Source organism: Autumnicola edwardsiae (genome assembly GCF_031846505.1).
Classification (GTDB): domain Bacteria; phylum Bacteroidota; class Bacteroidia; order Flavobacteriales; family Flavobacteriaceae; genus Autumnicola; species Autumnicola edwardsiae.
Window position 1 is genome coordinate 20,677 of sequence record NZ_JAVRHP010000019.1, and the last position, 25,873, is coordinate 46,549.

At 39.5% G+C, this 25,873-nt stretch carries 25 protein-coding genes; 19 read left to right on the top strand and 6 right to left on the bottom strand.

The genetic code is table 11. The annotated features are described in order from the left end of the window. Positions 1 to 15: 15 nt before the first annotated feature. From RM529_RS05570 to ribD, 3 genes are read right to left on the bottom strand one after another with little or no spacing between them, the layout of a single operon-like run. The gene (locus RM529_RS05570; RefSeq protein WP_311483764.1) at positions 16 to 882 is read right to left on the bottom strand and encodes an EamA family transporter; all 867 of its coding nucleotides are present in this window, start codon (positions 880 to 882) and stop codon (positions 16 to 18) included. Continuing rightward, positions 879 to 1,487 carry an HAD family hydrolase gene (locus RM529_RS05575; RefSeq protein ID WP_311483765.1) on the bottom strand — a complete coding sequence of 203 codons (609 nt, stop codon included), beginning with the start codon at positions 1,485 to 1,487 and terminating at the stop codon, positions 879 to 881. The genes RM529_RS05570 and RM529_RS05575 overlap by 4 nt, the downstream gene beginning before the upstream one ends. Continuing rightward, the gene (gene ribD, locus RM529_RS05580; protein ID WP_311483766.1) at positions 1,465 to 2,550 is read right to left on the bottom strand and encodes a bifunctional diaminohydroxyphosphoribosylaminopyrimidine deaminase/5-amino-6-(5-phosphoribosylamino)uracil reductase RibD; all 1,086 of its coding nucleotides are present in this window, start codon (positions 2,548 to 2,550) and stop codon (positions 1,465 to 1,467) included. Before ribD ends, RM529_RS05575 begins: the two co-directional genes overlap by 23 nt. 28 nt (positions 2,551 to 2,578) lie before the next feature. Here ribD and RM529_RS05585 point away from each other — a divergent pair, with 28 nt between their 5' ends. The 5 genes from RM529_RS05585 (at position 2,579) to ligA (ending at position 7,409) form a co-directional block, all read left to right on the top strand. Further along, positions 2,579 to 3,070, top strand: coding sequence for a GNAT family N-acetyltransferase (locus tag RM529_RS05585; RefSeq protein WP_311483767.1), 492 nt, complete (start codon positions 2,579 to 2,581; stop codon positions 3,068 to 3,070). A gap of 199 nt (positions 3,071 to 3,269) precedes the next feature. Beyond that, positions 3,270 to 4,118, top strand: coding sequence for a peptide chain release factor N(5)-glutamine methyltransferase (prmC, locus tag RM529_RS05590; RefSeq protein WP_311483768.1), 849 nt, complete (start codon positions 3,270 to 3,272; stop codon positions 4,116 to 4,118). Positions 4,119 to 4,134: 16 nt separating this feature from the next. Next, positions 4,135 to 4,716 (top strand): LOG family protein, encoded by a 582-nt coding sequence (locus RM529_RS05595; protein WP_311483769.1) that lies wholly within the window; start codon positions 4,135 to 4,137, stop codon positions 4,714 to 4,716. 10 nt (positions 4,717 to 4,726) lie between these two features. Beyond that, the gene (locus tag RM529_RS05600) at positions 4,727 to 5,392 is read left to right on the top strand and encodes a VOC family protein (protein ID WP_311483770.1); all 666 of its coding nucleotides are present in this window, start codon (positions 4,727 to 4,729) and stop codon (positions 5,390 to 5,392) included. Positions 5,393 to 5,414: 22 nt separating this feature from the next. Then, positions 5,415 to 7,409 carry an NAD-dependent DNA ligase LigA gene (gene ligA, locus RM529_RS05605; RefSeq protein ID WP_311483771.1) on the top strand — a complete coding sequence of 665 codons (1,995 nt, stop codon included), beginning with the start codon at positions 5,415 to 5,417 and terminating at the stop codon, positions 7,407 to 7,409. A gap of 1 nt (position 7,410) precedes the next feature. Here ligA and RM529_RS05610 read toward each other — a convergent pair whose 3' ends face one another. Beyond that, entirely contained in the window at positions 7,411 to 7,644 is a 234-nt protein-coding gene (locus tag RM529_RS05610) for a hypothetical protein (protein WP_311483772.1), read from the bottom strand. 447 nt (positions 7,645 to 8,091) lie between these two features. Here RM529_RS05610 and RM529_RS05615 point away from each other — a divergent pair, with 447 nt between their 5' ends. Genes RM529_RS05615 through RM529_RS05625 form a run of 3 tightly spaced genes read left to right on the top strand, consistent with a single transcriptional unit; the run spans position 8,092 to position 12,664 of the window. After that, positions 8,092 to 11,691, top strand: a complete 3,600-nt coding sequence (locus tag RM529_RS05615) for a PAS domain-containing response regulator (protein WP_311483773.1) — start codon at positions 8,092 to 8,094, stop codon at positions 11,689 to 11,691. Then, positions 11,675 to 12,214, top strand: a complete 540-nt coding sequence (locus RM529_RS05620) for a sensor histidine kinase (protein ID WP_311483774.1) — start codon at positions 11,675 to 11,677, stop codon at positions 12,212 to 12,214. The genes RM529_RS05615 and RM529_RS05620 overlap by 17 nt, the downstream gene beginning before the upstream one ends. 18 nt (positions 12,215 to 12,232) lie before the next feature. Further along, positions 12,233 to 12,664, top strand: a complete 432-nt coding sequence (locus RM529_RS05625) for a response regulator (protein WP_311483775.1) — start codon at positions 12,233 to 12,235, stop codon at positions 12,662 to 12,664. Positions 12,665 to 12,730: 66 nt separating this feature from the next. Here RM529_RS05625 and RM529_RS05630 read toward each other — a convergent pair whose 3' ends face one another. Together RM529_RS05630 and RM529_RS05635 are read right to left on the bottom strand one after the other, a co-directional pair. After that, positions 12,731 to 13,639, bottom strand: coding sequence for a bifunctional metallophosphatase/5'-nucleotidase (locus tag RM529_RS05630; RefSeq protein ID WP_311483776.1), 909 nt, complete (start codon positions 13,637 to 13,639; stop codon positions 12,731 to 12,733). A 56-nt stretch (positions 13,640 to 13,695) separates the two neighbouring features. Continuing rightward, positions 13,696 to 14,457 carry a 5'-nucleotidase C-terminal domain-containing protein gene (locus RM529_RS05635; protein ID WP_311483777.1) on the bottom strand — a complete coding sequence of 254 codons (762 nt, stop codon included), beginning with the start codon at positions 14,455 to 14,457 and terminating at the stop codon, positions 13,696 to 13,698. Positions 14,458 to 14,599: 142 nt separating this feature from the next. Here RM529_RS05635 and RM529_RS05640 point away from each other — a divergent pair, with 142 nt between their 5' ends. The 11 genes from RM529_RS05640 to RM529_RS05690 all read left to right on the top strand — a co-directional run bounded on the left by RM529_RS05640 (position 14,600) and on the right by RM529_RS05690 (position 25,782). Continuing rightward, on the top strand, positions 14,600 to 15,298 hold the full coding sequence (locus RM529_RS05640) for a hypothetical protein (RefSeq protein ID WP_311483778.1): 699 nt from the start codon (positions 14,600 to 14,602) through the stop codon (positions 15,296 to 15,298). Positions 15,299 to 15,844: 546 nt separating this feature from the next. Further along, positions 15,845 to 16,720 (top strand): 4-hydroxy-tetrahydrodipicolinate synthase, encoded by an 876-nt coding sequence (gene dapA, locus RM529_RS05645; RefSeq protein ID WP_311483779.1) that lies wholly within the window; start codon positions 15,845 to 15,847, stop codon positions 16,718 to 16,720. Positions 16,721 to 16,865: 145 nt separating this feature from the next. Beyond that, positions 16,866 to 17,675, top strand: coding sequence for an outer membrane protein assembly factor BamD (locus tag RM529_RS05650; protein ID WP_311483780.1), 810 nt, complete (start codon positions 16,866 to 16,868; stop codon positions 17,673 to 17,675). 13 nt (positions 17,676 to 17,688) lie between these two features. Next, positions 17,689 to 18,015 (top strand): DNA-directed RNA polymerase subunit omega, encoded by a 327-nt coding sequence (locus tag RM529_RS05655; protein WP_311483781.1) that lies wholly within the window; start codon positions 17,689 to 17,691, stop codon positions 18,013 to 18,015. Positions 18,016 to 18,026: 11 nt separating this feature from the next. Then, entirely contained in the window at positions 18,027 to 19,235 is a 1,209-nt protein-coding gene (gene coaBC, locus RM529_RS05660) for a bifunctional phosphopantothenoylcysteine decarboxylase/phosphopantothenate--cysteine ligase CoaBC (RefSeq protein ID WP_311483782.1), read from the top strand. After that, positions 19,228 to 20,115 (top strand): type IX secretion system protein PorD, encoded by an 888-nt coding sequence (gene porD, locus RM529_RS05665; RefSeq protein ID WP_489752727.1) that lies wholly within the window; start codon positions 19,228 to 19,230, stop codon positions 20,113 to 20,115. The genes coaBC and porD overlap by 8 nt, the downstream gene beginning before the upstream one ends. A 60-nt stretch (positions 20,116 to 20,175) precedes the next feature. Further along, positions 20,176 to 21,831: a DNA repair protein RecN gene (gene recN, locus RM529_RS05670; RefSeq protein WP_311483784.1), complete on the top strand. Its 1,656-nt coding sequence runs from the start codon at positions 20,176 to 20,178 to the stop codon at positions 21,829 to 21,831. A gap of 389 nt (positions 21,832 to 22,220) precedes the next feature. Continuing rightward, positions 22,221 to 23,045, top strand: a complete 825-nt coding sequence (locus tag RM529_RS05675) for an enoyl-ACP reductase FabI (RefSeq protein ID WP_311483785.1) — start codon at positions 22,221 to 22,223, stop codon at positions 23,043 to 23,045. 108 nt (positions 23,046 to 23,153) lie between these two features. Further along, on the top strand, positions 23,154 to 24,170 hold the full coding sequence (locus RM529_RS05680; RefSeq protein ID WP_311483786.1) for a glycosyltransferase family 2 protein: 1,017 nt from the start codon (positions 23,154 to 23,156) through the stop codon (positions 24,168 to 24,170). Further along, positions 24,154 to 25,110, top strand: a complete 957-nt coding sequence (locus RM529_RS05685; protein WP_311483787.1) for a YbbR-like domain-containing protein — start codon at positions 24,154 to 24,156, stop codon at positions 25,108 to 25,110. Before RM529_RS05680 ends, RM529_RS05685 begins: the two co-directional genes overlap by 17 nt. Before the next feature lie 108 nt (positions 25,111 to 25,218). Then, the gene (locus RM529_RS05690; RefSeq protein WP_311483788.1) at positions 25,219 to 25,782 is read left to right on the top strand and encodes a hypothetical protein; all 564 of its coding nucleotides are present in this window, start codon (positions 25,219 to 25,221) and stop codon (positions 25,780 to 25,782) included. Positions 25,783 to 25,873 lie beyond the last annotated feature (91 nt).

Here is a 25,873-nt window from a genome sequence, read left to right on the forward strand (position 1 = left end):
TGCCATTTTTGGTGCTTAGCTTTGTGCAACAAGAATTATGCTTATTATCGCCAGGCTAATTCCTATCCAGTTTTTCCTGATAAGCCGTTCTTCAAAAAAAGCAATTCCAAGTAAAGTGGAAACACTTACAATCCCAACATTATTCATCGTAAAAATTGAGGAACTGTCAAACTCCGGGCTTCGCAGTGCCATTACCAGGAAGTAAATTGAAAAGTAATTGGGAATCCCCAGGGCAATTCCGCCTAAAATATTCCTCATTGTTATTTTTAACCCGCCTGTAAGCACCTGATAGAGTAGAATACCTGTTCCAATAGTTCCTGCAATGGCAAAGATTGTAGAGGAGAAAAGCCCCACATCACTTTCTGAAACATAACTGGTCTCCAGGAACTTTATAGTGGCATCTATTATCCCGCTTCCAAGAAAAACCAGAAGCGGAAAGATGAGGTTTTTCTTTTTAATACTAATGCCTTCTTTTTTCTTTATAGACGTAAGATATACTGAAGCTAAAGCTAAAAATATACCAATAATTTTTAAAATTCCGGTGTTTTCGTTGTAGAGGAACATGCCGAAGAAAACCGGGATAGCTACCGACATTTTTGTAGCTACAGAAACTACCGAAAGTCCGCTTTTTTGAGTGGTAAGCGCCGCCAGGTAAAAAACGCTGATAAACATCACCCCCAGGAACAGCGTTCCCGGAAACCACGACTCCGCAGGTACTCTGGAAATATCAAAGTTTTCGATATACCCAAAAAATCCTACGGTACAGGCAATGTAGTAGTTTACAATAATCGCCTGTAGGGTGTTTATCCCGAATTTTGTGTAGAGTTTAAACACTACAAATATTATACTCGAAGATAAAATGCTTAGCAGGAGGTAAATCAAAATAATTCCTGCTTAGTGGTAAAAAGATCTATCACATCTTCCCGGGTAGGCTTAATATTCCAGGTGTGGATTCCCAGCGCCTTTGCAGCATCTGTATTTTCTTTGGTGTCATCAATAAAAAGGCATTCTTCAGGTTTAAGATCGTGCTTTTTTAGTACAAATTCATAAATCTCAGCATCTGGTTTTCTGAAATTAATTTCGTGCGATAGGTAAAATGCGTCGAAGCAGTTTTTAAAATCCTCAAAGAACGGCACATTGTTTTTGATCCAGTCAATATGGATTTCGTTGGTATTGCTTAACAGGATAAGCTGAAAATCCTTTTCTTCGGAAATTTTTTTAATAAAATCGAAGCGATACTTCGGAAAATCCACTAGAATTGCGTTCCAGGAGTTCAGCATTTGTTCTTTGCTAAGCTGGTTATATTCTGAACAATAAGCCGCTGTAAAATCTTCAGAAGAAATTAAACCCTTTTCGTACTGAAGATTTTTCTCCAAAATGTCTTCAGAGAGGGATGAAATTTGGCAATTATCGAGCTCCTTTGCGGTGGCGGCTTTGTCCAGGTTTACAAATACGTCTCCAAAATCAAATATTATTGTGCTTACCATTGGTGTAAATTTTTAAATGATCATCAGCAATTTCCTGCTCGTTAACTAACCTGCCATTTAATTGCGGACTTTTTACTCCGGAATTAAACCTAACTTTTCCTGTAAAAACCCTTGCCTCATCCCATAAACCTGCATCTATAAACGTTTGAAGCGTTTTTGCGCCTCCTTCAATAATAACCGATTGCAGTTCGTGTTTATAAAGAATTTCACAGATTTGCGGAGCGATTTCAGTTTCAAAATCTATTTTTTCAAAAATCAGATTTTCAGAATTTTGAAAGGAATCTGGATCAATTTCCGAAGAACAAGAATCGGAGTTTTCAGTAAAAACAATGGTTTTTATGCTACCATCGAGTACAGCAGATTTCTTCGGAATCCTGCCGCTCCTGTCAAGGACGACCCGCACAGGATTTGCTCCTTTCCACAGCCGGGTATTCAGTTTTGGGTTATCTTCAATAGCAGTATTTGTTCCCACTAAAATTGCCTGTTCTTCTGCTCTCCATTTGTGTACCAGTTGTTTAGAAATCGATCCCGTAATCCAAACCGGCGCCCGCTTTTCTTTACTTTCCGGAGCAAGAAATTTGTCGCTGGTCTGCGCCCATTTCAGGATAATATACGGCCGCTTTTCCTGGTGAAAAGTAAAAAAGCGCTTGTTAAGTTCCCGGCAATCTTTTTCCAAAATACCCATTGCAACTTCACACCCGGCATCCATCAGCTTTTTGATTCCTCTCCCGGCAACTTCAGCAAAAGGATCTACGGTGCCAATCACCACTTTTTTAATTCCTTTAGCAATAATTAAATCACTGCATGGCGGAGTTTTACCAAAATGGCTACAGGGTTCCAGGCTTACATAAATTGTACTCTCTGGCAAAAGCTCCTGGTTTTTTACTGAATTTATTGCATTTACCTCGGCATGAGGCAGGCCTGCCTTTTGATGCCAGCCTTCGCCAATTATTTTGTTTTTATGAACAACCACGCTGCCTACCATGGGGTTGGGATAGGTCCTCCCAAGGCCATTGCGAGCAAGGTCGATACACCTTTTTATATATTTTTCATGTATCTTCACACCCCAAAAATAAGATTAATAAGTAAGAATGAGCGCTTTGAAAATTCGTAAAATTCAACCGGAAGATAATCAGGAAGTTGCCAAAGTTATAAGAGCCGTTTTAGTCGAAATGGGCGTACCTAAAGTTGGTACTGCTTATGAAGATAAGGCGCTGGAGGATATGTATGCCACTTATGATTTCCCGCGAATGGAATACTTCATTATCGAAAATGAAGGTAAAATTATAGGATGTGCGGGAATTGCACCTCTAAAAGGTCTTGAAGAGGAAGTTTGTGAACTTCAGAAAATGTATTTTCTTCCTGAAGCAAGAGGGAAAGGCCTTGGCACCCAAATGATGGATACCTGCCTGAAATTTGCCAAAAGCAAAGGCTTTCAAAAATGTTATATTGAAACTTTGCCTTATATGAAGGATGCCCGAAAACTGTATAAGAAAACCGGATTTCAGAATCTTGAAAAACCTTTAGGCGATACGGGTCATTATAATTGTACGGTTTGGATGTTGAAAGAGCTGGAAAGTTGATAGTTTGAAGGTAAAAAAGTTAAAGAGTGAAAGAGTGAAAGAGTAAAAGAGGGAATAAGTGTGTAGAGGGTGATCCTGCAAGGTTTTAAAACCTTGTAGGTTTGTTAAAATAATATATCCCGGCCAGAACCTAAGGCTTCAGGCCTTCAGCTTTTAGCTTTTCCTAGCAATAATAATAGATAATAAGAATATATAAAGCTTGCTACTAAGAGATCTTAAAATAAAATTCAGGAAAGAACTGGAAGAAGAATACCCGCGGGAGGAGATTGATTCTTTTTTCAATTTGCTGGCAGAAGAATATCTGGGCATGAGCAGGCTGGAAATGGCGTTGGAACCAACGCGCGAAATAGCTGAGGCCGAAAATTGTCATTTTAAGAGTGCCACCTTAAAACTGAAGGATCATCACCCAATCCAATATATTTTAGGTACCACGGAATTCTTCGGATTAAAATTTAAAGTGGCTGAAGGGGTGCTAATCCCGAGGCCCGAGACCGAAGAGCTGGTGCAATGGATCCTGGACGGCGTTTCTTCCGAAGAAAAGCTGAAAATCCTGGATATTGGGACGGGTAGCGGGTGTATTGCGGTGAGCCTGGCCAAAAACCTTCCAAATGCTGAAATTTCTGCAATGGATATTTCAGAAAAAGCATTGAAAATAGCCAAAAAGAATGCTGAATCAAATGCGGTGAACATAAATTTTATTCAGCAGGATGTTCTGGAGCTTAAAAAGCTAGAGAATTTTGATATTATCGTCTCCAATCCACCCTACGTGCGGGAACTGGAGAAAAAAGAGATGCAGCGAAACGTGTTGGATTACGAACCTGCACTGGCCCTTTATGTGGAGAACCAGAATCCGCTGATTTTCTATGAAAAAATAGCAAAACTGGCAAAAAAAGCCCTGCGTCCAGAGGGAAAATTGTATTTTGAAATTAACCAATATTTAGCTAAAGAAACCAAATTTCTGGTGAAAAAATTTGGTTTTAAAGCATGCCTGAAAAAGGACATTTTCGGCAATTATAGAATGCTGAGAGGCAATAAAAATGACAACTAAGAAAATTTCAGTTTAAATGAAAAGTATAGCGGTATTTTGTGGCAGCAGCGACGGGAATGATGATATTATTTTGCAGGAAGCATACCAATTAGGGGAAACCCTGGCAAAAAAGAAGATAAAATTAATTTATGGAGGCAGTCAGCTTGGCCTTATGGGGCAGGTGGCTAATGGCGTGCTGGAAAATGGAGGCGATGTAACCGGTGTGATCCCGGATTTTTTGCAAACTAAAGAAGTGGTGCACCCAAATTTACCACAACTTGTTGTTACGCAGGATATGCACGAGCGCAAGATGAAAATGCATGAATTAAGTGAGGGTTTTATTGCTCTTCCCGGTGGTTTTGGGACTTTTGAGGAGCTTTTTGAAATTATTACCTGGGCGCAACTTGGACTGCATCAACATCCAATTGGACTTTTAAATAGTAACGGCTATTACGACGCGCTTATTGAAATGCTGAAGACCATGGTGCGCAAAGGACTGCTGAAAAAGGCAAATTTCGACCTGTTGCTTGTTGCTGAAGATATTGAGGAACTGCTGGAAAAAATGGCTAATTTTAAACCACTGGCCGTCCCTAAATGGCTAAATAAAAGTCAGACCTAAAACTCCCGAAATGAAGATTGAAAAATTGCAGGTTTTCACCTCTAATCTCGAAGCGCAAATGGCTTTTTACCGGGATGTTATGGGTCTGGAAATCGAAAACGAAGATGAAGATAGCTTTGAGCTTACTTTGGGCTATTCGGTGTTGAGATTTGAGAAAAAAGAAGATGCCACGCCTTATCATATCGCCTTTCATATCCCGGACAATGAAGAAAATGAAGCCTTGCAGTGGCTGAAAAATAAGGTGGAAATCCAGAAAAGCGGGGAGGATGAAATTGTGGATTTCAGTAACTGGAATGCGAAGTCGGTTTACTTTTATGATGCCGATAAAAATATTCTCGAGTTTATTTCCAGGCGCAATTTAAACCCCAAGCAACTGGCGTATTTTTCTTCAGAAAGCATCTCCGGTATTGCAGAAATTGGTCTGGCAACTACCAATATTGAAGAGAAATTCTTTTTTCTTCACAGGGAATGCTGTCTCGAAATTTTTGACGGCAATCTCGAGAAATTCTGCGCTATTGGAGATGCAGAAGGTCTGATCATTATGATCAATAAAGATCTAAAAGACTGGTTTCCCGTAGACGATAAAGCCTTTAGTTCAGAATTTAGTTTGGATTTTATATATGAAAATCAGAAATGCCGGATTGTTTATCAGGACGAACAGCTAAAAACACTTTAACCTTAATGATTTCCTTTAAAAAATGGACGTTGAAAAGAAAATAAACCAGCTTCGCGAAGAGTTGCAGCAGCACAACTACAATTATTACGTGCTGGATAAATCTGAAATCAGTGATTTTGATTTTGATATAAAGCTGAAGGAATTGCAGGAGCTGGAAGAACAACATCCTGAATTTGCTGATGAAAATTCACCTATACAACGGGTTGGCGGCGCAGTAACAAAAAGTTTCGGTACTGTGGTGCATGATTTCAGAATGTATTCTTTGTCCAATTCTTATTCTAAGGAAGAACTGGAAGATTGGGAAAAGAGGGTTAAAAAACTGGTAGACGGGAAAGTGGAATATGTTTGCGAGCTAAAGTATGACGGGGCTTCCATCAGCTTAACATATGAAAATGGTCAGTTGGTAAGGGCAGTAACCCGGGGCGACGGGATCCAGGGCGACGATGTAACCAATAATGTAAAAACCATACGATCTGTCCCTTTAAAACTAAAAGGGGATTACCCTGAAAAATTTCATATTCGCGGGGAAATTGTGCTTCCGTATGAAGGTTTTGCAAAGATGAATGCAGAGCGCGTGGAAGCCGGGGAAGAACCTTATGCTAATCCAAGAAATACTGCTTCGGGAAGTTTAAAACTTCAGGACAGTGCAGAGGTTGCAAAGCGCCCATTAGACTGTTTACTTTATAATATTACAGGTGAAAATATCAATATAAAATCCCAGTTTGAGAGCCTTCAGAAGGCCAGGGAATGGGGTTTTAAAGTACCCGATGAATCGGAGTTGAAAACCAGCACTTCGGCAGTAATGGACTATGTAAATTACTGGGATGTGCACCGCCACGATTTACCGTATGAGACCGATGGCGTGGTGGTAAAGGTGAACAGTTTTCATCAACAGGATGAGCTGGGATATACCGCTAAATCTCCGCGTTGGGCGATGGCTTATAAATTTAAGGCAGAGCAGGAGAGTACAAAGTTGAACAAAATTACGTACCAGGTAGGACGAACCGGTGCGATTACTCCCGTGGCAAACCTGCAGCCTGTGCAGCTTGCGGGCACTGTGGTAAAAAGAGCTTCTTTGCATAATGCAGATCAAATCGAGAAACTTGATATCAGAGAAGGAGATACGGTGTTTGTTGAAAAAGGCGGGGAAATAATTCCGAAAATTGTGGGTGTGGATTTCACTAAAAGAGATCCTGATTCCAAGCCTACAGAATATGCACAAACCTGCCCAGAATGTGATACTGAATTAATTAGAAACGAAGGCGAAGCCGCGCATTATTGCCCTAATTACAATGGTTGCCCTCCGCAAATAAACGGCCGTATTCAGCATTATATATCTAGAAAAGCCATGGATATTGAAGGTCTTGGCGGGGAAACAGTAAACCTTCTGGTAAGTGAAAAACTGATTGCCAATTACGCAGATCTCTATACACTTAAAAAAGAGGATATTCTGCCCCTGGAACGTATGGCCGATAAATCTGCTGAAAACCTAATTAATGGAATAGAAAAATCAAAGGAAATCCCTTTCGAAAGGGTGCTTTTTGCGCTGGGAATAAGATATGTGGGGGAAACCGTAGCCAAAAAGCTGGCAAAACATTATAAAAATATCGATGCTTTGGAGGCTGCTTCAGAAGAAGATCTTACCGCGATAGACGAAATTGGTGAACGTATTGCGTGGAGCGTGGCAGATTTTTTTGCTTCCGAAGAAAACAGGAGGATTGTTGAGCGGCTGAAGGATTATGGCGTGCAGATGCAGATTTCTGCAGAGAAAATCGCAAGCCAAACAGATAAACTGGAAGGAAATACCTTTGTAATTTCAGGGGTTTTTGAGAAAGTTTCGCGAAATGAGCTCAAAAAAATGATTGAGGATAACGGCGGGAAAGTTTCAGGTTCTATTTCCTCCAAAACCAATTATCTTCTTGCAGGGGAAAATATGGGCCCGAGCAAACTTGCAAAAGCCGAAAAGCTAGGGACAAATTTGATAAGCGAGGACCAATTTCTAAAAATGCTGAAGTAATTTATTTTACCCCAAGTTTATCACATAGCTCCAGGAATTGATCTTTAAAATAGGGCAACCTGGGGAGATTTAAGTCTTTAAGTTCTGCATTTTTCTTCTTAGCGGTCTGTGAACTAAGGTCGCTAAGATAATTATCTCTTATGTCCCAGGGCGTATTATAATTTCTGAATCGCTCTTTGGGAATATGGCTGAAAATCTTGTTTTTAAGAAAGAAGAAATTTTTCTTCTGGTTCATAAAATTTTGGTATCGACAACTATGAATTAAAAAGCTAAACACGGGACGAAAATTGACAAATTTCGGGCAGCTTCTAATAAGGATGAAAGTTATGCATAGAGTGGAAGGAGATTGAGCTTCTATTATGTAAAGTAGATAATAGGTGTTTTTAATGCTTGTCTAAAAACGAGTACTTAAAAAAAATATTTTAAACACTTAAAAAGGATTGGAAACTTAAATTATTAATTTCTAGAAATTTAAATATAAAATAAAAGAGTTCTGGATTTTAATTTTCAGAAGGTAACGGCTTATCCTTTTGTTAAAATAAATTATTTTTACGATCTTCAACTAGCCCTTGATCGGTTAAAGCAATCACTTTGTCGATATAAATTTATAGTGGTCGATTAAAATGCTAAAGTTTCCTTTGCTGTAAGCAGGAATAAAAGGGGAAAGAAGCAACGAATTATTATGAATAGAAAACTAAAAGTTGTTCATATCGAAGACTCATCTCAAGATGCGGAGCACGTTGCTGACGCGTTAAAAGCTGGAGGTTTTGATCTTGAAATATTTTTGGTTCAAACAGAAAAGGATTTTTCTGCTGTTCTGGAAAAAGCTGAGCCAGACCTCATTCTCTCAGAGCATTCCGTTTTACCTTTTAACGCCAAAAAAGCACTTAAAATACTTCAGGATTCAAACCTGGTTATTCCTTTCATAATTGTGACCCATGGTGTTTCAGATAGGTGTGCTGTGGAAGTTATGAAAAGCGGTGCAGATGATTATATACTCAAAGATAATTTGCAAAGGCTTTCCGGAGCTGTGGAAAGGTCGCTTGAAAAATTTAAGTGCGACAAAGAAAGGGAGAATTACATCAGGCAATTAAAAAACAATGAGTATAAGTTTAAAAGCCTGATAGAAAACGGAGCTGATGGCGTACTGGTTATTACCCCCAATGGAGAAACAACCTATGTATCCCCTTCAGTAGAAAATATTCTTGGCTACACTACAGAAGAAGCTCTGCAACTTAAAGTGCTGGATATTGCACATAAAGATGATAGAGAGCTCGCTCAGGAAAATATGAGGGCATGCCTGGAAAACCCTGGTAAGCCGGTAAAGGCAGCGGTGGTAAGGATTAAACATAAGGATGGGAACTGGCACTGGTTGGAAGCTACACTTACCAATATGCTGGACAATCCTGCAGTAAAAGGGATTGTTAATAATTTTCGGGATATTTCTGAACGTAAAGAAGCCAATAAAGTCATAAAGGAGAGCGAAGAAAAATATCGTGCTTTTTTTGAAACCACTGCGGACGGAATATTGCTTACCGAGCCCAGCGGAAAAATCCGTGCAGCAAATCCCGCAGCCTGCGGGATTTTTGGAATGACTGAAGAGGAAATTTGCAGGGTGGGGCGCTCTGGTGTTACAGATGGCACTGACCCCAGATTGGCTATAGCTATAAAGGAGCGGGAATTAACCGGGAGTGCTCATTCCGAGATCACAATGTTAAGGAAGGGAGGAATAAAATTCCCTGCAGAACTCACTTCTGCAGTTTTTAAAGATGCATCTGGAGAGGAGAAAATGTCGGTTATAATAAGGGACATTTCAGATAAGAAAAAGACTGAAGAGGAAATAAAAGCTTCAAAAGAGAACTATGAACTTTTGTTTCAGTATAGTCCATTGCCAAACATGATTTATGATTTGGAAACGCTGGAAATCCTGGATGTAAACGAGACGGCGATCAGGCACTATGACTACAGCCGCGAGGAGTTTTTAAGTATGAATATCCTCGATTTACGTCCAAAAAATGATATTCCAGATTTTCTGTCTTACATAAAGACAACACGGGATAAAGGTGATCCTGTGCGTCTCGCACCTTCGCTTCATCTTAAAAAAGATGGAACACCCATTAAGATGGAGGTATGGGGCTACCGCCTTAGATTTGGAGAAAAAAATTGCATACTAACAGTTTTACAGGATATAACAGAAAGAGAAGCGATTTTTGAAAGACTTAAGGAGGAGGAGTCCAAATTGCGCATGGTATATAAAATAGCCAGGCTTGGATATTGGGAAATTAACATTCAGGATCAATCCTTTTACTGGAGTGATGAGGTCTATAAAATGTGGGGAAGAGAAAAAGAATCTTTTCAGGTTGGAAAAGATGAATTTCTTAAAACTATTCATCCCGATGATTTGGAATATTTTATTCAGGAACAGATGACAGCCATCTCGGGATCTAAGGATATGGATTTTGAGCACCGTATTATTTTACCAGATGGCACAATAAAGTGGATCCATGAGAGAGGGAAGCAGATAAAGGATAACGATGGAAACAGTATTATTTTTAAAGGGTCTGTGCAGGATATAACCGAGCGTAAGGAATATCTTCACAGGTTAATGAAAAGTGAGGCCCGGCACCATGGCATCCTTAAATCCCAGACAAATTATTTAATAAGGGCAGACCTTGAAGGATTCTATACCTATGCTAACGAAAAATTCAGGAACGACTTTAAATGGATTTATTCTGAAGATTTAGTAGGAAAAAGTGCCCTTAATTCTATTTATAAAGAACACCACGAACAGGTAACGGAAACCTTCACGGCTTGTATAGCAAATCCTAATGAAGTGTTTCAGGTAGAGATGGACAAACTTCAGAAAGACGGTGTTTATAAAACAACACTTTGGGATTTTGTATGCCTGACAGATGCTGAAGGGGAGCCTATGGAGGTGCAATGCGTGGGAATTGATATTACAGACCGTGTAAAGGCAGAGCGGTCTTTAAAAGAAAGTAACAGGCGGTATGAACTGGTATCAAGGGCAACTTCTGATGCTATCTGGGACTGGGACCTGGTAAAAGGAAATATCCTGTGGGGTGAAGGTTTTCAAACACTTTTCGGCTACGCGCAACATTCGATTTCCCCAGATATAGATTTCTGGAAAGACAGGATACATCCCGGGGATGCCGTAGGGGTAATTGAATCTATTTATGCCGCACAGAAAGGAAAAAAAAGCAATTGGCAGGCAGAATACCGATTTAAGAAAGCAGATGGTGATTATGCTTTTGTAACAGACCGCGGATTCATTATTCGGGATAAAAACCGGGAAGCGATTCGTATGGTAGGTGCGATACAGGATATTACCGAGAAGAGAAAATTGCGAAACCTTCTGGACAATGCGTCCAACCTGGCGAGGATAGGGAGTTATGAAATTAACCTGAAAGAAAATACCCTTTACTGGTCGTCTATAATTAAGGAAATACATGAGTTGCCGCAGGATTTCACTCCTCAGTTTAAGGATACGGTAAGCTACTTTAAACCAGGTAAAGATAAAAGTGCAATGGTAAAAGCCCTGGATAAGGCAGTAGAAAAAAATGCCTGCTTTGAGCTGGAGCTCCAGATTGTAACTGCCAAAGGAAATGAGCGATGGGTACGCATAATAGGAAGGCCGGAGTTCGAGAATGGTAAATGTGTGTGTTTAAATGGCAGTTTTCAGGATATTAATAAAATGAAAAGAGCAGAGTTAGAAGTTATAAAGGCTTCTAGGGAAAAAGAAGTAATACTGGAAAGTATTGGAGATGCTTTTTTTGCACTGGATCATAATTGGCAGGTAACATACTGGAATCGTGAGTCTGAAAGAGTACTGGAACGTTCCAAACAGGAAGTCTTGGGAAAAAATCTCATCCAGATTTTTGGCGTCAGGTTTTCCCGGTTTGAAGAGTACTTTAGAAAAGCCGTAACAGAAAATACAACACAGCATTTTGAAGCTTTTTTCAAGGGTACTCAGGCGTGGTTTGAAGTAAATGCGTACCCTGCAAAAAAAGGTCTCTCTGTTTATTTTAAAGATGTTACTGAGCGCAAGGAGGCCAACCTGAAGTTAGTAGAGTTAAATGAAAGCCTGAAGGATTATACTGAAGAGCTTGTCTCTGCAAACAAGGGTCTTGAACAATTTTCCTATATAGTATCCCACAACCTTAGAGCCCCGCTGGCCAATATTTTGGGACTGGCAGATCTAATGAGTATGGATGGATATCCACCGGAAGTAAAACAGAATTTTTTAAATGAACTCCTTTTGTAATGTAAAGCGATTGGATCAGGTGATTAATGATCTAAATCATATTTTGCAGGTAAAGGTGGACCTTAATGCAAAGAAGGAAAATGTTAATTTGCAGTCGCTGGTAAATTCTATTGAAGCAAGTATTCAGGATCTAATTAAATCGGAACAGGTGCAAATCATAACAGAATTCTGTGTACCTGAAGTTAAAACCATCCAGAGCTATTTTTACAGCATCTTTTATAACCTTATTGCAAACAGCATAAAAAACCGCCGGCCCAATTTGGCACCAGAAATTAAAATCACTTCAGAAAAAAAGGACAACCGCCTTATGCTAACCTTTATGGATAATGGGCTGGGAATTGATCTATCGACAAAAAAGGATCAGGTATTTGGTCTTTACAAACATTTTCACAGGCATGTGAAAGGTAAAGGAATGGGATTATTTATGGTGAAAACCCAGGTGGAAATGCTGGGAGGTAAAATAAAAATTGAAAGTGAAATAAATAAGGGTACCATATTTGAAATAGAATTTGACGAAATCTAAACATAAGATAAAGAGATAATGAAAAGACCGCATCATTACATGGTTGTAGATGACGATCCCACTAATAATTTGATTTGTGAATATATTATAAAGGGAACTGTCGAAAATGCTGACTTTGAGTCATTCATTCAACCAGAGAAGGCACTTTCCACTATAGAAGAAAGATACTCTAATCCCGAGAACCGGGAAACTTTTTTATTCCTGGATATTAATATGCCTACAATGACCGGGTGGGAATTTCTGGATGTGTTTAAGGATTACCGGGATCAAGTAAAAGATCAGTTTAATGTATTCATATTAACTTCTTCCATAGAAAACTTTTCCCGTCAAAAGGAGCTATATCCTTTTGTTTGCGGTTTTATTTCAAAACCTTTAAAAAAGGAGAAGTTGCAGGAAATATTAGCCAAGTACGAAGAAGAAAAAAGTATGGAATATCGTAATTCAAAGTAACAGGAAAATTTGGATAGAAGAAACCCATATTTATAGTTTTCACTTCTGCAGAAATCGTACTTCAGTTTAAACAGTAATTTTTACTCCGTTTGCTTCAATATTATTATTGCTGTCCAGGTAGAAGTCTATCCGCCCAAGATAAAGACCATAACAGCCCACCTGGTTTACAAGGACTTTTTTACCTGCTTTATTCGTTTCAATTGTGGGTTTGTCCAGGAAGGTGTGCGTATGTCCACCAATAATAAGGTCAATGTTTTCTGTTTCGCGGGCTAATTTCAGGTCAGAAATCTTATTGCCATTATACTTGTAGCCCAGGTGTGACAGGCAAACAACAAGGTCGCATTGCTCATCTTCCTTTAGCCTTCGCGTCATCTCCTGCGCAGTTTCTACAGGATCCAGGTATTTTGTCTCTTTATAAAGCTTACGGTTCACTAATCCCTCCAGTTCTATCCCTAGTCCAAAAATGCCAATTTTCACCCCATCTTTTGTGAATACCTGCAGTGGCAAAGTATGACCGTCTAAAACCGTATTGCTAAAATCATAATTAGAAGAAATAAAATTAAAATCGGCGTGCGGAAGCTGGGCATAAAGTCCGTCGATGCCATTATCAAAGTCATGGTTGCCTATAGTAGCGGCATCGTACTTCATTTTGCTCATTAATTTAAACTCCAGTTCTCCACCATAGAAATTAAAATAAGGTGTACCCTGAAAGATATCGCCGGCATCAAAAAGGAGTGTATTTGGATTTTCCCGCCTTATCTTTTCCACCAAAGTGGCTCTTCGTGCTACTCCGCCCATATTGGCGTTGCGCGGATCATTTGGCCCAAATGGCTCAATGTGACTGTGAACGTCGTTAGTATGAAGGATGGTAATATGTTTCCTGGCTGCAGGTTTAAACGAGAGTGACGATAATCCGCCAATGCCCACAAAAGCTGTGGCCGCTGAGGTTTGCCAGATAAAATTTCTTCTTTTCATAATAATTTAGTTTTAAAGAGCGCTTCTCGTTATTTTAAAAGCTGCGGAAGAACTTTTTATTTAATCAGGATGTAGCGATCATCTATTTTGGCATCCAGAGTGTCTACTTTGGAGAAATAATCGATAATAGCATTCCGTAGTTTATAATCTACATTGTAAAGCGCTACAGGATCTTTAAAAAAGTCCATATTATCCCCACCCTGCTGTAGATAATCTGAAGTAGCCACAAAATAGTTCCGGCTACTATCTATTTCCTGTCCATTTATCTCCGCCCTGGTTACTTTATAATCACTATTCACCCGAATCTTAATTCCGCTAAGGGGATGTGGAGTGCCCGCATCCTCAAGGTAACGCAACATTTCCAGAATTTTGGAGCCGCTGAGTTCCGCAACCACAATCTCGTTTTCAAAAGGCATAAGGGCGTAGGCAGATCGTGCAGAAATATTTCCCTGATTCAGGGTAGAGCGAATTCCGCCCTGGTTCAGTAAAACCATATCTATTTGATTTCCCGTTCGTTTTAGGAAAACCGGACCAGCCTGCTCCATCACAATATCGGCCATAAGGTTTCCTATGGCTGTGTTTAACGTCCCTTCAGATTTTGAGAGGTAAGCGGGATTATAAGCCAATGTACTATCCAAAGTGGCATTAAGATGTTCTTTATATGGCTGTATAAAATTGGCAATGGCTGTATCTTCTTCTACTGCCTGATCTATCGGAATTCGATCACTTGTTATTTCCGCATTGTGGTAAGCTTTACTATTGCAGGAGATAAGAGCGGCCAGACCTAAGACGAATATAATTTTCTGTGGTTTCTTCATTCTATCTTATTGAAAGGGTAAAGATAGAATTGCTGTTTTTAATCCGAAAATTTATTTCAAGTCTAATTTTTTAAATAAAATTTCCTACTGATTCAACAATTGCTAAAATTTTCTTAAATTGGTGCGCCCAAAAATCTAATTAATGAAGATAAAAAAAATCTGTCTGCCCCTGGCCTGCGTGGTTCTCACAATAAATATTTTTGCTGTATTATTCCAGGTAGATTGGCTGCAGGAAGTTTCCCGCCTTTTCTTTTTTGTACTACCACTAATTCTATTTTCCCAACAGTTAAGCTTTTCAAACCAAAATATTCTAAGCTTTGTTTTTGTGTTTTTTATGGCAGAATTAATTCTTTTCGTGCCGGGAAGCTGGTATTTTAATGGTCTTAGACTCTTGCTGCTTGTGGCGGGGTATTTCTTGTTGAGCAGGGAAGCACTAAGGTTTACCAAAAAAATTAGATCCAACAATTTTGTTTTACTTTTCGGGGGCTTTCTTTTGTGCATTAACGGGTACTTATTTACACTTCATCTTTTAAATATCAAAGGACATTCTGGTAGTACGACAGAGCTCAGTATTTATGCACTCTATTATTTTAGCCTTCTTCTTTTGGCTGTTGTAGCACTCCTGTATTATACCAATTCCTACTCGAGAAAATCGGTATTTTTTGTTGCCCTTGTGCTGGCTATTATTTTTGCCGATATTTTTGAAAAAATGCAGCAGATGTACCTGCTGGACCTGGGAATTAAATTGGTAGAGAATATCCTGCATTTCGCTACTGCCATGTTTATTTTTTATTTTTTCACCACAAAGGAGAAAAAACTGAACCTCCGCAATTTTCTTTAGATATCTCGCCTACCAGAGACCTTTTGAAAAAATTGATGTATAGCATTTCACAAAAAATGTAAAGGTGTTAAATAATGTAGTACAACTACTTCACGAATCCTTTTGGTGCTATAGTCTTTACAGATTTTATTTACATTTGTGCCCCTTTAAATCAGGAAACCTGGAAATGTGTTCATTAAAGCTCAAAAATTGCCAAAATCGGCAGTAGGCTTTGATCGGATCTTTTTATCAGGAACTTTTTAGGATTGGAAAAATACTTTATTGCTGAAATTAATTCGTAAGCTGTAATTACACTTTGCTGAAAGGATTTTGGCCATAATTTTTTTTCCGGAAGTGAAAGATTAATAAATATTTTTCTTTTGAATTCAGATTAAATTGAAAAATTTCAGGATAAAAGGAAACAGGAGTAAAATTCTTATTGCACACCTGAAAAACAATAATATTTTTGCAAAAAAATTAGGTTTAGGCAGAAGACTCGCCGATTCTTTCCGGAAGGAGGAAAGTAGAATAAAGTTATTAAAAAAGAAATTGAATAAATTGAATAAGATGGACGCTTTGGTAGGAACAGGAGTTGCTTTAATTACTCCGTTTAATAACGATTTTTCTGTAGATGTTGCAGCACTGGAAGAGCTCGTGGAAAATCAGATCCACAACGGAGTAGATTACCTCGTTGTATTGGGTACTACGGCAGAAAGCGCTACGCTCACTCCAGAAGAAAAAGAACTGATTATTGCCACGATAATTGCCAAAAACAATGGCAGGCTTCCTTTAGTATTGGGTATTGGCGGAAATAATACAATGGCCCTTGTAGAAGAGCTGAGCCAATCTAATCTTGAAGATTTTGCGGCAGTATTATCTGTTTCACCGTTTTATAACAAGCCCACCCAGGAAGGTATATTTCAACATTTTCGTGCCATTGCAGATGCTTCACCAAAACCGGTGATCTTGTACAATGTACCAGGAAGGACCTCGTCCAATATCCTTCCCGAAACTGTAAATCGTATTGCGCGTAACCTCCCAAACGTGATTGGAATTAAGGAGGCTGCGGGAGACATTGTACAGGCTATGCTGCTTATTAGCCTTGTGCCCCAGGATTTTCTAGTGATTTCGGGAGACGATATGATTACTTTGCCAATGGTGCTGGCCGGGGGTAAAGGCGTGATTTCTGTAATTGGCCAGGGTTTTCCTGCAGAATTTTCAGAAATGGTAAGGCTCGGGCTGGAAGGAAAATCCAAAGAGGCCTACAAACTTCATTACAAAATAGCACCTTCTATAAACCTTATATTTGCTGAAGGAAATCCTTCCGGAATTAAGACTTTGCTGGCCAAAAAGGATTTGTGCAAAAATAACCTGCGTTTACCGCTGGTAAAGGCGACAGATTCCCTTCAGAAGAAAATTGAAGCTTTTCTTGAAGCTTTTTAATCTTTAGTAGCGATATAAGGCTGAAGCGTGTTTAGAAAGTTTTGCATCGGTTACAATAATTTGTTGATTTTAAGGTTATTCTTGTAGCTATGGAAAGTTTTTTTTATAGTGCAGAAAAATGTACTTTTGCCAGATGTTTTTACAAATGATGAAAAAAGGAATCCTACTACTCCTTGTATTGCTTACAGTGTCCTGCAGTGAATATCAAAAGATGCTGAAGAGTGAAGATACCGGGGAAAAATACGCTTACGCTGAGAATTTGTACGATGAAGGCGTGGAAGAGGACAGCAATAAAAAGTTTAGAAAAGCTTTGCGCCTGTTTGAACAAATTATGCCTCAGTTTAGAGGAAAGCCACAGGGGCAGCGAATAAGTTATCTTGTTGCAGATTCTTATTATCATGTTGGGGACTATCTCCTGGCATCCTTTGAATTTGAACGTTTTCTACAGACGTATTCCGAGAGTGAGAAAGCCGAGGAAGCCATGTTTAAAATGGCTGCCAGTAACTATCATGAGTCGCCAAGCTATAATCTTGATCAAACAGAAACAGATAAAGCTGTAGTCCTGCTACAAACCTATCTCGATACTTATCCTGAAGGGGAATATGCAGAGCAGGCCAACGATATGGCTACAGAGTTGCGAATAAAGCTTGAGAAAAAAGCTTATGAAATTGCCAAGCAGTACCATAAAACAATGGATTATAAAGCTGCGGTTGTTTCTTTTGATAATTTTATTACCACTTATCCTGGTTCCCCTTTTAGGGAAGCTGCTTTTTATTACAAATTTGATGCAGCTTACGAACTGGCAATTAACAGTTACCTGCAATTAATGCAAGAGCGTCTGGTAGAGGCGCGGGGATATTATGATGCTTATAAAAAATATTATCCCGAAGGTGAATACCAGGAGTCAATAGAAGCTTCTCTTGATGATATAGATGTGAGATTACAGAATTTTTAATAATAATAGTAAGATGGATATAAAGAAAACAGATGCGCCGATAAACAGTGTAACTTACGACAGAAATGCAGTAGATGCACCGACGAGCAATATTTACGAGGCTATTTCAATAATTGCCAAAAGAGCTACCCAGATCAATTCTGAAATAAAAAAGGAATTGCTTGAAAAGCTTGATGAATTTGCTACTTATAACGACAGTCTGGACGAAATTTTTGAAAACAAGGAGCAGATAGAAGTTTCCAAGTTTTATGAGAAATTGCCTAAGCCGCATGCATTGGCCGTACAAGAGTGGTTAGATGAAAAGATCTATTACCGCAACACGCTGGATTCCGAAGCTTAGTAAAATTCACTATGTCTGTACTAAAGGGCAAGAAGGTTCTTTTGGGCATCACTGCCGGAATAGCTGCATATAAAACTGCCTTTTTAGTCAGATTACTTATTAAAGCCGGTGCTCAGGTAAAAATTATCATGACGCCGGCTTCTAAGGACTTTGTAACTCCGCTTACCCTATCTACGCTTTCCAAAAATGAAGTTTTATCTTCTTTTACCAAAGAAGAGGACGAAAATAAAGTCTGGAACAGTCATGTGGAACTGGGCCTTTGGGCCGATTTTATGCTTATAGCCCCGGCAACGGCCAACACCCTTTCCAAAATGGCCACGGGAAACAGCGACAACTTCTTACTTGCTACCTATCTTTCAGCCAAATGTCCGGTTTTTTTTGCACCGGCTATGGATTTGGATATGTACCAGCATCCGTCTACCAAAAATAGTTTTAGTACGTTAGAGAGCTACGGAAATGTGATGATCCCCGCCGGTACAGGCGAACTTGCCAGCGGACTTACAGGTGAGGGCAGGATGGCAGAGCCGGAAGAAATTCTGAAGTTTATAGAAGAGCATCTCTCCCAAAGTTTACCACTTAAAACCAGGACTATTTTAATAACTGCCGGCCCAACATACGAAGCAATAGATCCCGTACGTTTTATAGGAAACCATTCCAGCGGGAAAATGGGTTTTGAGCTTGCAGAAGCTGCTGCAGCATTGGGAGCTAAAGTGATTCTTATTTCGGGGCCAACACATCTGGAAGCAAAGAATGAGCAAATAGAGTTGATAAGAGTGGTGAGCACTCAGGATATGTACGATGCTGTAAATGCCAATTTTCGGCAGGTAGATGCGGTGATCGCTGCTGCTGCGGTTTCAGATTATAAGCCGAAAGTAGTGGCCGATCAGAAAATTAAAAAATCTGAAGAGCAGTTTAGCATAGAATTAACCAGGACGCAGGATATACTTGCGGAACTCGGGGAGAAAAAGACCACCCAAAAACTTATAGGTTTTGCTTTGGAAACAAATAACGAGCTGGAAAACGCAAAAGGAAAATTGGAAAGGAAAAACCTGGATTTTATTGTACTCAATTCTATGCAGGACACAGAAGCAGGTTTTAAAAAAGACACTAATAAAGTAACTATTTTATATCCCGACCGCAAGGTAGCCTTCCCGGTAAAGCCGAAAAAAGAAGTAGCCAGGGACATTTTAAATGAAGTTGTACAATTATTCGATGCGTAAATTCCTTACATTTCTTTTGTGTATTATCAGTTTCAGCACAATTACTGCCCAGGAACTTAACTGCGAGATCATTATTAATGCAGAACAAACGGGGCAAAGCAACCTCTCGGTTTTTAGGACTTTGCAGCGGTCACTTTCAGATTTTGTGAATCAGAATACCTGGACCAACCTCGATTTTGAGAATAATGAGCGGATTAACTGCAGTATGTTTATCACCATCAACAGTTTTGAAGGCGAATTCTTCAGTGGGAGCATCCAGGTGCAATCTTCCCGTCCTGTTTACGGAACTTCGATGATTTCTCCTGTATTTAATTTTAACGACGAACAATTCAGTTTTAATTACAGGGAATATCAGCCGTTAAACTACAGTGAGAATTCCTATATTTCCAACCTGATTTCTGTAATTTCGTTTTACGTATATACAATTTTAGGTTTGGATGCCGATACTTTTCAGCTAAATGGAGGCAGTGAATATTTTGAAGAAGCCAACAGGATTGTAACCACTGCACAGCAGGGAAATTCCCAGGGCTGGAGAGGGGCAGACGGTTCACATTCACGCTACAGGTTAAATACAGATCTGCTTTCCAACACGTATGCAGAATATCGCGTTGCTTTATACGATTATCATCGCCTGGGGCTGGATGTAATGCACACAGATCTTCAAGCCGGAAAAATGGCTGTTGTCGGTGCGCTGGAAAAGCTGGAAGTTATGAACAGTCGCCGGGCGAACCCCCTGCTGCTGCGAACTTTTTTCGATTCAAAGGCAGATGAGATTGGCCGTATTTTTGGAGGCGGTCCCGAAATTCCGCTGCAGCCATTGGTTCAGACTTTAAATAATATTGCACCCCGATATTCCAGGAACTGGAATAGTCTTCAATAAGTGCTTTAAGTTTGATTCGCAATTATTTCTTAGGTATATTTAGGCTCAAATTTTTCTACATTGCTAACAGCACTTTCAATAAAAAATTACGCTTTAATAGAAGATATAAATATTAATCTTCAGCCGGGTTTTACCACGATTACAGGCGAAACCGGTGCGGGAAAATCTATAATGCTTGGTGCGCTGGGCCTTCTTTTGGGTAACAGGGCAGACTATGGCGCAATACGTAATCCAGATAAAAAATGCGTTATAGAAGGCAGTTTTAATATTTCAAATTATAAACTAAAGGATTTTTTTACTGCGGAAGATCTGGATTACGAAACCACAACCATTATCAGGAGGGAAATTCTGGCCTCCGGAAAATCACGTGCTTTTGTAAATGATACTCCGGTCAATCTGAATGCTTTAAATGCACTGGGCGCTTATCTTATCGATATCCACAGTCAGCATGAAACCCTTAGCCTTGGGAATATCGATTATCAATTCCAGGTAATCGATACTATCGCCAAAAATGAAGGTGTTATTATTGAATATAAGCAGCATTTAAGGGAATACAAAAAGCTTCAGAAGCGTGCTGTGGAACTAAAAGAAGAACAGGCACAGGCAGCAAAAGAGTACGATTACAATCTGTTTTTGCTGAATGAGCTCCAGGAAGCGAAACTTAAACCCGGGATGCAGGAAGAGCTGGAAGGGCGTTATGAAGAGCTGAACAATGTTGAAGAATTGACCGAGCAACTGAGTTTTGCTCTTAATAATGTAACCCAGGAAGAAATAGGAAGTTTGGAAACGCTGAAAGAAGTGCGGACAGCCATGGCCAAAATTTCCACATTTTCGGCAAACTACGGGAGCATGCACGAGCGGGTGCAGAGCGTGATTATTGAACTTGATGATATTGCTGAAGAAATAGCCGGGGCGCTGGAAAGGGTAGAGGCAAATCCTGAAGAATTGGAAGCTACCAATGCAAAACTTCAGCTTATCTACAACCTTCAGAAGAAGCATGCTGCTGCGAGTATAGAGGAGTTACAGGAAATCCAGGAAGAACTTCAGAAGAAAGTGTCAGCCAGTGAAAATGCAGAAACCGATCTTTCCGAGTTGAACAAAGCCATTGCCGATAAAGAAGCAGAATTAAAGAAGATTGCAGATAAACTCCATGCCAACCGGAAAAAAATAATTCCGCCTTTTATCCTTGAAGCCGAAGAAACCCTTGCAGCACTCGGTATGCCAAATGCGAGGCTAAAAATTGATCTTGAGAAGCAAAAAACCTTTTTACCCAACGGTCAGGATCATTTATCCTGGTTCCTGGCAGCAAATAAAGGAGGAGCATTTAAGGAAATGAAAAAAGCAGCTTCGGGCGGGGAACTTTCCCGTATTATGTTAGCGGTAAAAAGCATTCTTGCGGCACAAAGCAACCTCCCCACCATTATTTTTGATGAAATCGACACCGGGGTTTCGGGCGATATTGCGCAAAAAATGGGAGAGATCCTTCAGCGAATGGGTAATAACATGCAGGTAATTGCAATTACGCACCTTCCGCAAATCGCGGGAAAAGGGAACAGCCATTTCAAAATTTTTAAAGAAGATACTGCAGATACCACCACTACAAAAATAAAACAACTTCAAAACCCGGACAGGGTAGAGGAGCTGGCGATGATGTTGGGTGGTAACAATATTAGCGAATCTGCACGCGCACATGCCAAAGAGTTGTTGAGTGAGTAGTTAGTAGTGGAGAGAGGAAAGTGAAAAAAATGATTTAAAAATGTGCTAATTCGCTAATTTGAAAATGAATAGTTATAGAGTGAGTGAAAAGTGAAGAGTGAAAAGTTCAGTTCATAATTTGAAAGTCTTGTTCTGCGTTATCTGGGAGAAACCTGAAACCTAAAACTTTTGAAAACCCCCAACCGATAATTTAACGCCAAGCTATAAACAACAAACTTTTTGCTTCTGCGGGAATTTTAAACCTGAAACCTGAAACTTCACAACCCACAACTAATTTTATCTCCGAACTCCGAACTAAAAACTACAAACCAAATGAAAATTCTGAAGGACGAATAGAATTCAAACATCTTTGTTATCTTTACCCGCTATCAACCAAAAAAATTATTAAAATGTCATATAACCTGCTAAAAGGAAAAAAAGGGATCATATTTGGTGCGCTGGATGAAAATTCTATCGCATGGAAAACTGCTGAACGTGTACATGAAGAAGGTGGGCAATTTGTGCTTACCAATGCGCCTATTGCAATGAGGATGGGGAGTATCAAAAATTTGGGAGAGAAAACCGGTGCCGAAATTATTCCTGCCGATGCCACTAAAGTTGAAGACCTTGAAAATCTTGTGGAAAAAGCACAGGAGATCCTGGGCGGGAAATTGGATTTTGTACTTCACTCCATCGGGATGTCTGTAAACGTTCGTAAAGGAAACCATTATACAGATATGAATTACGATTATACCACCAAAGGATGGGACGTTTCTGCGGTTTCTTTTCATAAAACCATGCAGGTGTTGTATAAAAAAGACGCGATGAATGAGTGGGGAAGTATTGTTGCCCTCTCGTATATCGCTGCTCAAAAAGTTTTTCCGGATTATAATGACATGGCCGATAATAAGGCGTATTTAGAATCTATCGCGCGGAGCTTCGGATATTTCTTCGGAAAAGATAAAAAAGTACGAGTGAATACAATTTCCCAGTCTCCAACGCCAACCACGGCAGGACAGGGCGTTAAAGGTTTTGGCGGTTTTATTGCTTATGCCGATAAAATGTCGCCGCTGGGTAACGCAACCGCCCAGGATTGTGCAGATTATACGGTCTCATTATTTTCAGATCTTACAAAAAGAGTGACGCTTCAGAACTTGTACAACGATGGCGGATTCTCGAACATGGGAGTGAGCCAGCAGGTGATGGAAGCTTTTGAAAAAGACCAGGAAGGGTAATTGCTTCTGAAATAATATAAAAAAAGGTTGTCCGGGAAGTATTTTCATCAGGTTAAAGAGATGATTTGTGCTTTTTGAACAGCCTTTCTTTTTACCAGTTTTTATCAGATGGATTTGAAATATTCTTTTATAATTCCTGTTTTTAACCGTCCGGAAGAAATCAGGGAACTGCTGCAAAGTATGCTTCAGCTAAGTTTTGAAGCGGCTTTTGAAGTGGTAATTATAGAAGATGGCTCCACGGTTTCTTCTGAAGAAGTTGTTTCCGAATTTAAAGATCAGCTTCAGATAAATTATTATTCCAAACCGAATTCCGGTCCCGGAAATTCCCGCAATTACGGAATGGCCCGTGCAAAAGGCAATTATTTCCTGATCCTGGATTCCGACGTACTTCTTCCTTCAGATTATTTGCAACAGGTGGATCTTTTTCTGAAAAACAGTTATTGCGACTGCTTTGGCGGGCCAGATGCGGCTCATGAATCCTTTAGTGATCTTCAAAAAGCTATAGATTACAGTATGACTTCGGTTTTAACTACAGGCGGAATCCGCGGAAAGAAATCTTCAGTAAACAAATTCCAGCCACGGAGTTTTAATATGGGGATTTCAAAAATAGCATTTGAAAAAACGGGCGGCTTCGGAAGAATTCATCCAGGCGAAGATCCCGATTTATCCTTAAGGCTGATAATTGCCAATTTTAGCACCTGCCTTATTCCGGAGGCCAAAGTGTTCCATAAAAGACGTATCGACTGGACAAAATTTTACATCCAGGTAAAGAAATTTGGGATGGTAAGGCCTGTTTTAAATAAATGGCACCCAAATTCGGTCAAAATCACCTATTGGTTTCCCTCAGTTTTTATTGTGGGACTGGGCCTGGCCTTTATTTTGGCAATTTTCGGCGTTAATATGTTCCTCGTGATATATATCTTATATTTCGGGATTATTGGCATAGATGCTGCGGTTAGGAACAGAAGCATGAAAATTGGTATTTTGGCGGTGCCGGCAGTTTTTATCCAGTTTTTAGGTTATGGTTACGGATTTTTAAAATCCTTTTGGCAAATTCAGGTTCTAAACAAAAACGAGGAAGAGGTATTTCCTCAATTATTCTTTAAAGATGCTCAACAGGTTTAAGATAAGTAGAGGAAATTTTAAAAAGGCGAATGTAAAAACATTCTCTGTCTTCCTGTTTTTTTCGGCAATAACCTGGCTACTGGTGCAACTTTCCAAAGAATATACCCAGATTTTACAAATTCCTATACAATATGTCAATGCCCCGTTAGACAAGAGTATTTCCAGCGAAAAGCCCGGGAGCATTTCTATGCGCATGCAGGACCAGGGATTTTTTATTCTTTACTACCAGCTTTTTAAGCCAGAGCTGCATGTGGACCTTGCAAATGCCGAAGTGCAGGGTGAATACCTTGTTTTTAGGATTGAGAATAACCTGAATGAAATTTCTGAGGAATTACAGATGGATTTTGAAAATTCTACTTTTCTTGATGATCAAATTCTTATTCCTTATCAGCCTAAAAAGGAAGCGCGGGTTGCCGTTATTTCCAACATAGCTGTGAATTACGCTGTGGGCTATTCCGCCGGAAAAAACGTTTCCCTTGAGCCGGATTCCATTACCGTGAGCGGGCCGCAAAATATTATCGATACTATTACCAGGGTGCAGACGGTTCGTCTTGAGCGCAATGAGGTGAACCGCGATATCGCCGGTACTATTCCTATTGATACTACAAATTTGGGGATGCTTAGTTTTTATCAAACCGAAGTGGAATATGCCCTGAAGGTAGATAAGTTTACTGAAGGCAGCGTACAGATACCCGTAGAGGTAATTAATGTGCCAGATAACCTGAACCTGTCGTATTTTCCAAAACGTATTTTGCTGTATTATCAGGTAAACCTGGATGATTATGAAAAGGTAAAAGCTTCAGATTTTAGGGTGGTTTGTGATTATAACGAGGTAACCGAAGGGGAAGATTATTTTTTAGCCGAAATTGTTGAACAGCCAGGTTTTATTACCAATGTTAGGCTTAGCGAGCGAAAGATCCAGTTCGTGATCAAGAAGTGATTGGAAGTACGAGGGGCGAAGTTGGAAGATTCAGAAGTGCGAGGGATGAAGTTGGAAGTACGTTGCAACATTGAACAAATATCGTAACATAAAAACAATTTGAACTAAATGAAAAAAATTACATTTACCCTAATCTTCTGCGGACTAACCTTAATCGCCAAATCTCAAAATGCCAGCGTTGAAGAATCAACTTACGGAATCCAAACTGGATTTTTAGGGATTTGGGCACATAATGAAACGAAACTATCGAATCAAATTGCTTTACGAAGCGAAATCGGATTTGATTCAGGATTTTGGGGCGGAGCTTTTTATGACAAAACTGGCTATGTATTTGCACCAGTATTCACTTTGGAACCTCGATGGTATTATAATTTGAACAAAAGAGTTAAGAAAGACAGAAGAATTGAGGGAAATAGCGGAAATTTTATTTCTTTAGAAACAAGTTACCATCCAGATTGGTTTGTAATTTCTAACTATGACGACATAAGTGTAGTAAGTGATATTTCAATTGTTCCAACTTGGGGAATTAGACGAAATATTGGAAACCACTTTACTTACGAAACTGGAATTGGAATTGGATATGTGTATTATTTTGCAAAGAGTGCCGGATATTTAGAAAATGAAAGTGATGTTGCTGTAAATTTACACTTACGAATTGGATATAGATTTTAATGAAAAGTAGGATAGAACATTGCACAAGAGCCTAAAAGAATCAGGAAACAGGAGACAAGAAACAGGTTTCAGAAGTACGAGGTACGGAAGT

What these genes read in the sequence shown, in the direction of transcription:
- porD (WP_489752727.1), top strand. Translation starts at nt 19,228, where the DNA reads ATGCGTAAATTCCTTACATTTCTTTTGTGTATTATCAGTTTCAGCACA.
- ligA (WP_311483771.1), top strand. Translation starts at nt 5,415, where the DNA reads ATGGACGTTGAAAAGAAAATAAACCAGCTTCGCGAAGAGTTGCAGCAG.
- RM529_RS05680 (WP_311483786.1), top strand. Translation starts at nt 23,154, where the DNA reads ATGGATTTGAAATATTCTTTTATAATTCCTGTTTTTAACCGTCCGGAA.
- RM529_RS05615 (WP_311483773.1), top strand. Translation starts at nt 8,092, where the DNA reads ATGAATAGAAAACTAAAAGTTGTTCATATCGAAGACTCATCTCAAGAT.
- RM529_RS05655 (WP_311483781.1), top strand. Translation starts at nt 17,689, where the DNA reads ATGGATATAAAGAAAACAGATGCGCCGATAAACAGTGTAACTTACGAC.
- RM529_RS05690 (WP_311483788.1), top strand. Translation starts at nt 25,219, where the DNA reads ATGAAAAAAATTACATTTACCCTAATCTTCTGCGGACTAACCTTAATC.
- RM529_RS05630 (WP_311483776.1), bottom strand. Translation starts at nt 13,639, where the DNA reads ATGAAAAGAAGAAATTTTATCTGGCAAACCTCAGCGGCCACAGCTTTT.
- dapA (WP_311483779.1), top strand. Translation starts at nt 15,845, where the DNA reads ATGGACGCTTTGGTAGGAACAGGAGTTGCTTTAATTACTCCGTTTAAT.
- RM529_RS05610 (WP_311483772.1), bottom strand. Translation starts at nt 7,644, where the DNA reads ATGAACCAGAAGAAAAATTTCTTCTTTCTTAAAAACAAGATTTTCAGC.
- RM529_RS05575 (WP_311483765.1), bottom strand. Translation starts at nt 1,487, where the DNA reads ATGGTAAGCACAATAATATTTGATTTTGGAGACGTATTTGTAAACCTG.
- RM529_RS05685 (WP_311483787.1), top strand. Translation starts at nt 24,154, where the DNA reads ATGCTCAACAGGTTTAAGATAAGTAGAGGAAATTTTAAAAAGGCGAAT.
- RM529_RS05635 (WP_311483777.1), bottom strand. Translation starts at nt 14,457, where the DNA reads ATGAAGAAACCACAGAAAATTATATTCGTCTTAGGTCTGGCCGCTCTT.
- RM529_RS05625 (WP_311483775.1), top strand. Translation starts at nt 12,233, where the DNA reads ATGAAAAGACCGCATCATTACATGGTTGTAGATGACGATCCCACTAAT.
- RM529_RS05600 (WP_311483770.1), top strand. Translation starts at nt 4,727, where the DNA reads ATGAAGATTGAAAAATTGCAGGTTTTCACCTCTAATCTCGAAGCGCAA.
- RM529_RS05640 (WP_311483778.1), top strand. Translation starts at nt 14,600, where the DNA reads ATGAAGATAAAAAAAATCTGTCTGCCCCTGGCCTGCGTGGTTCTCACA.
- coaBC (WP_311483782.1), top strand. Translation starts at nt 18,027, where the DNA reads ATGTCTGTACTAAAGGGCAAGAAGGTTCTTTTGGGCATCACTGCCGGA.
- RM529_RS05620 (WP_311483774.1), top strand. Translation starts at nt 11,675, where the DNA reads ATGAACTCCTTTTGTAATGTAAAGCGATTGGATCAGGTGATTAATGAT.
- RM529_RS05650 (WP_311483780.1), top strand. Translation starts at nt 16,866, where the DNA reads ATGATGAAAAAAGGAATCCTACTACTCCTTGTATTGCTTACAGTGTCC.
- RM529_RS05595 (WP_311483769.1), top strand. Translation starts at nt 4,135, where the DNA reads ATGAAAAGTATAGCGGTATTTTGTGGCAGCAGCGACGGGAATGATGAT.
- RM529_RS05585 (WP_311483767.1), top strand. Translation starts at nt 2,579, where the DNA reads ATGAGCGCTTTGAAAATTCGTAAAATTCAACCGGAAGATAATCAGGAA.
- RM529_RS05675 (WP_311483785.1), top strand. Translation starts at nt 22,221, where the DNA reads ATGTCATATAACCTGCTAAAAGGAAAAAAAGGGATCATATTTGGTGCG.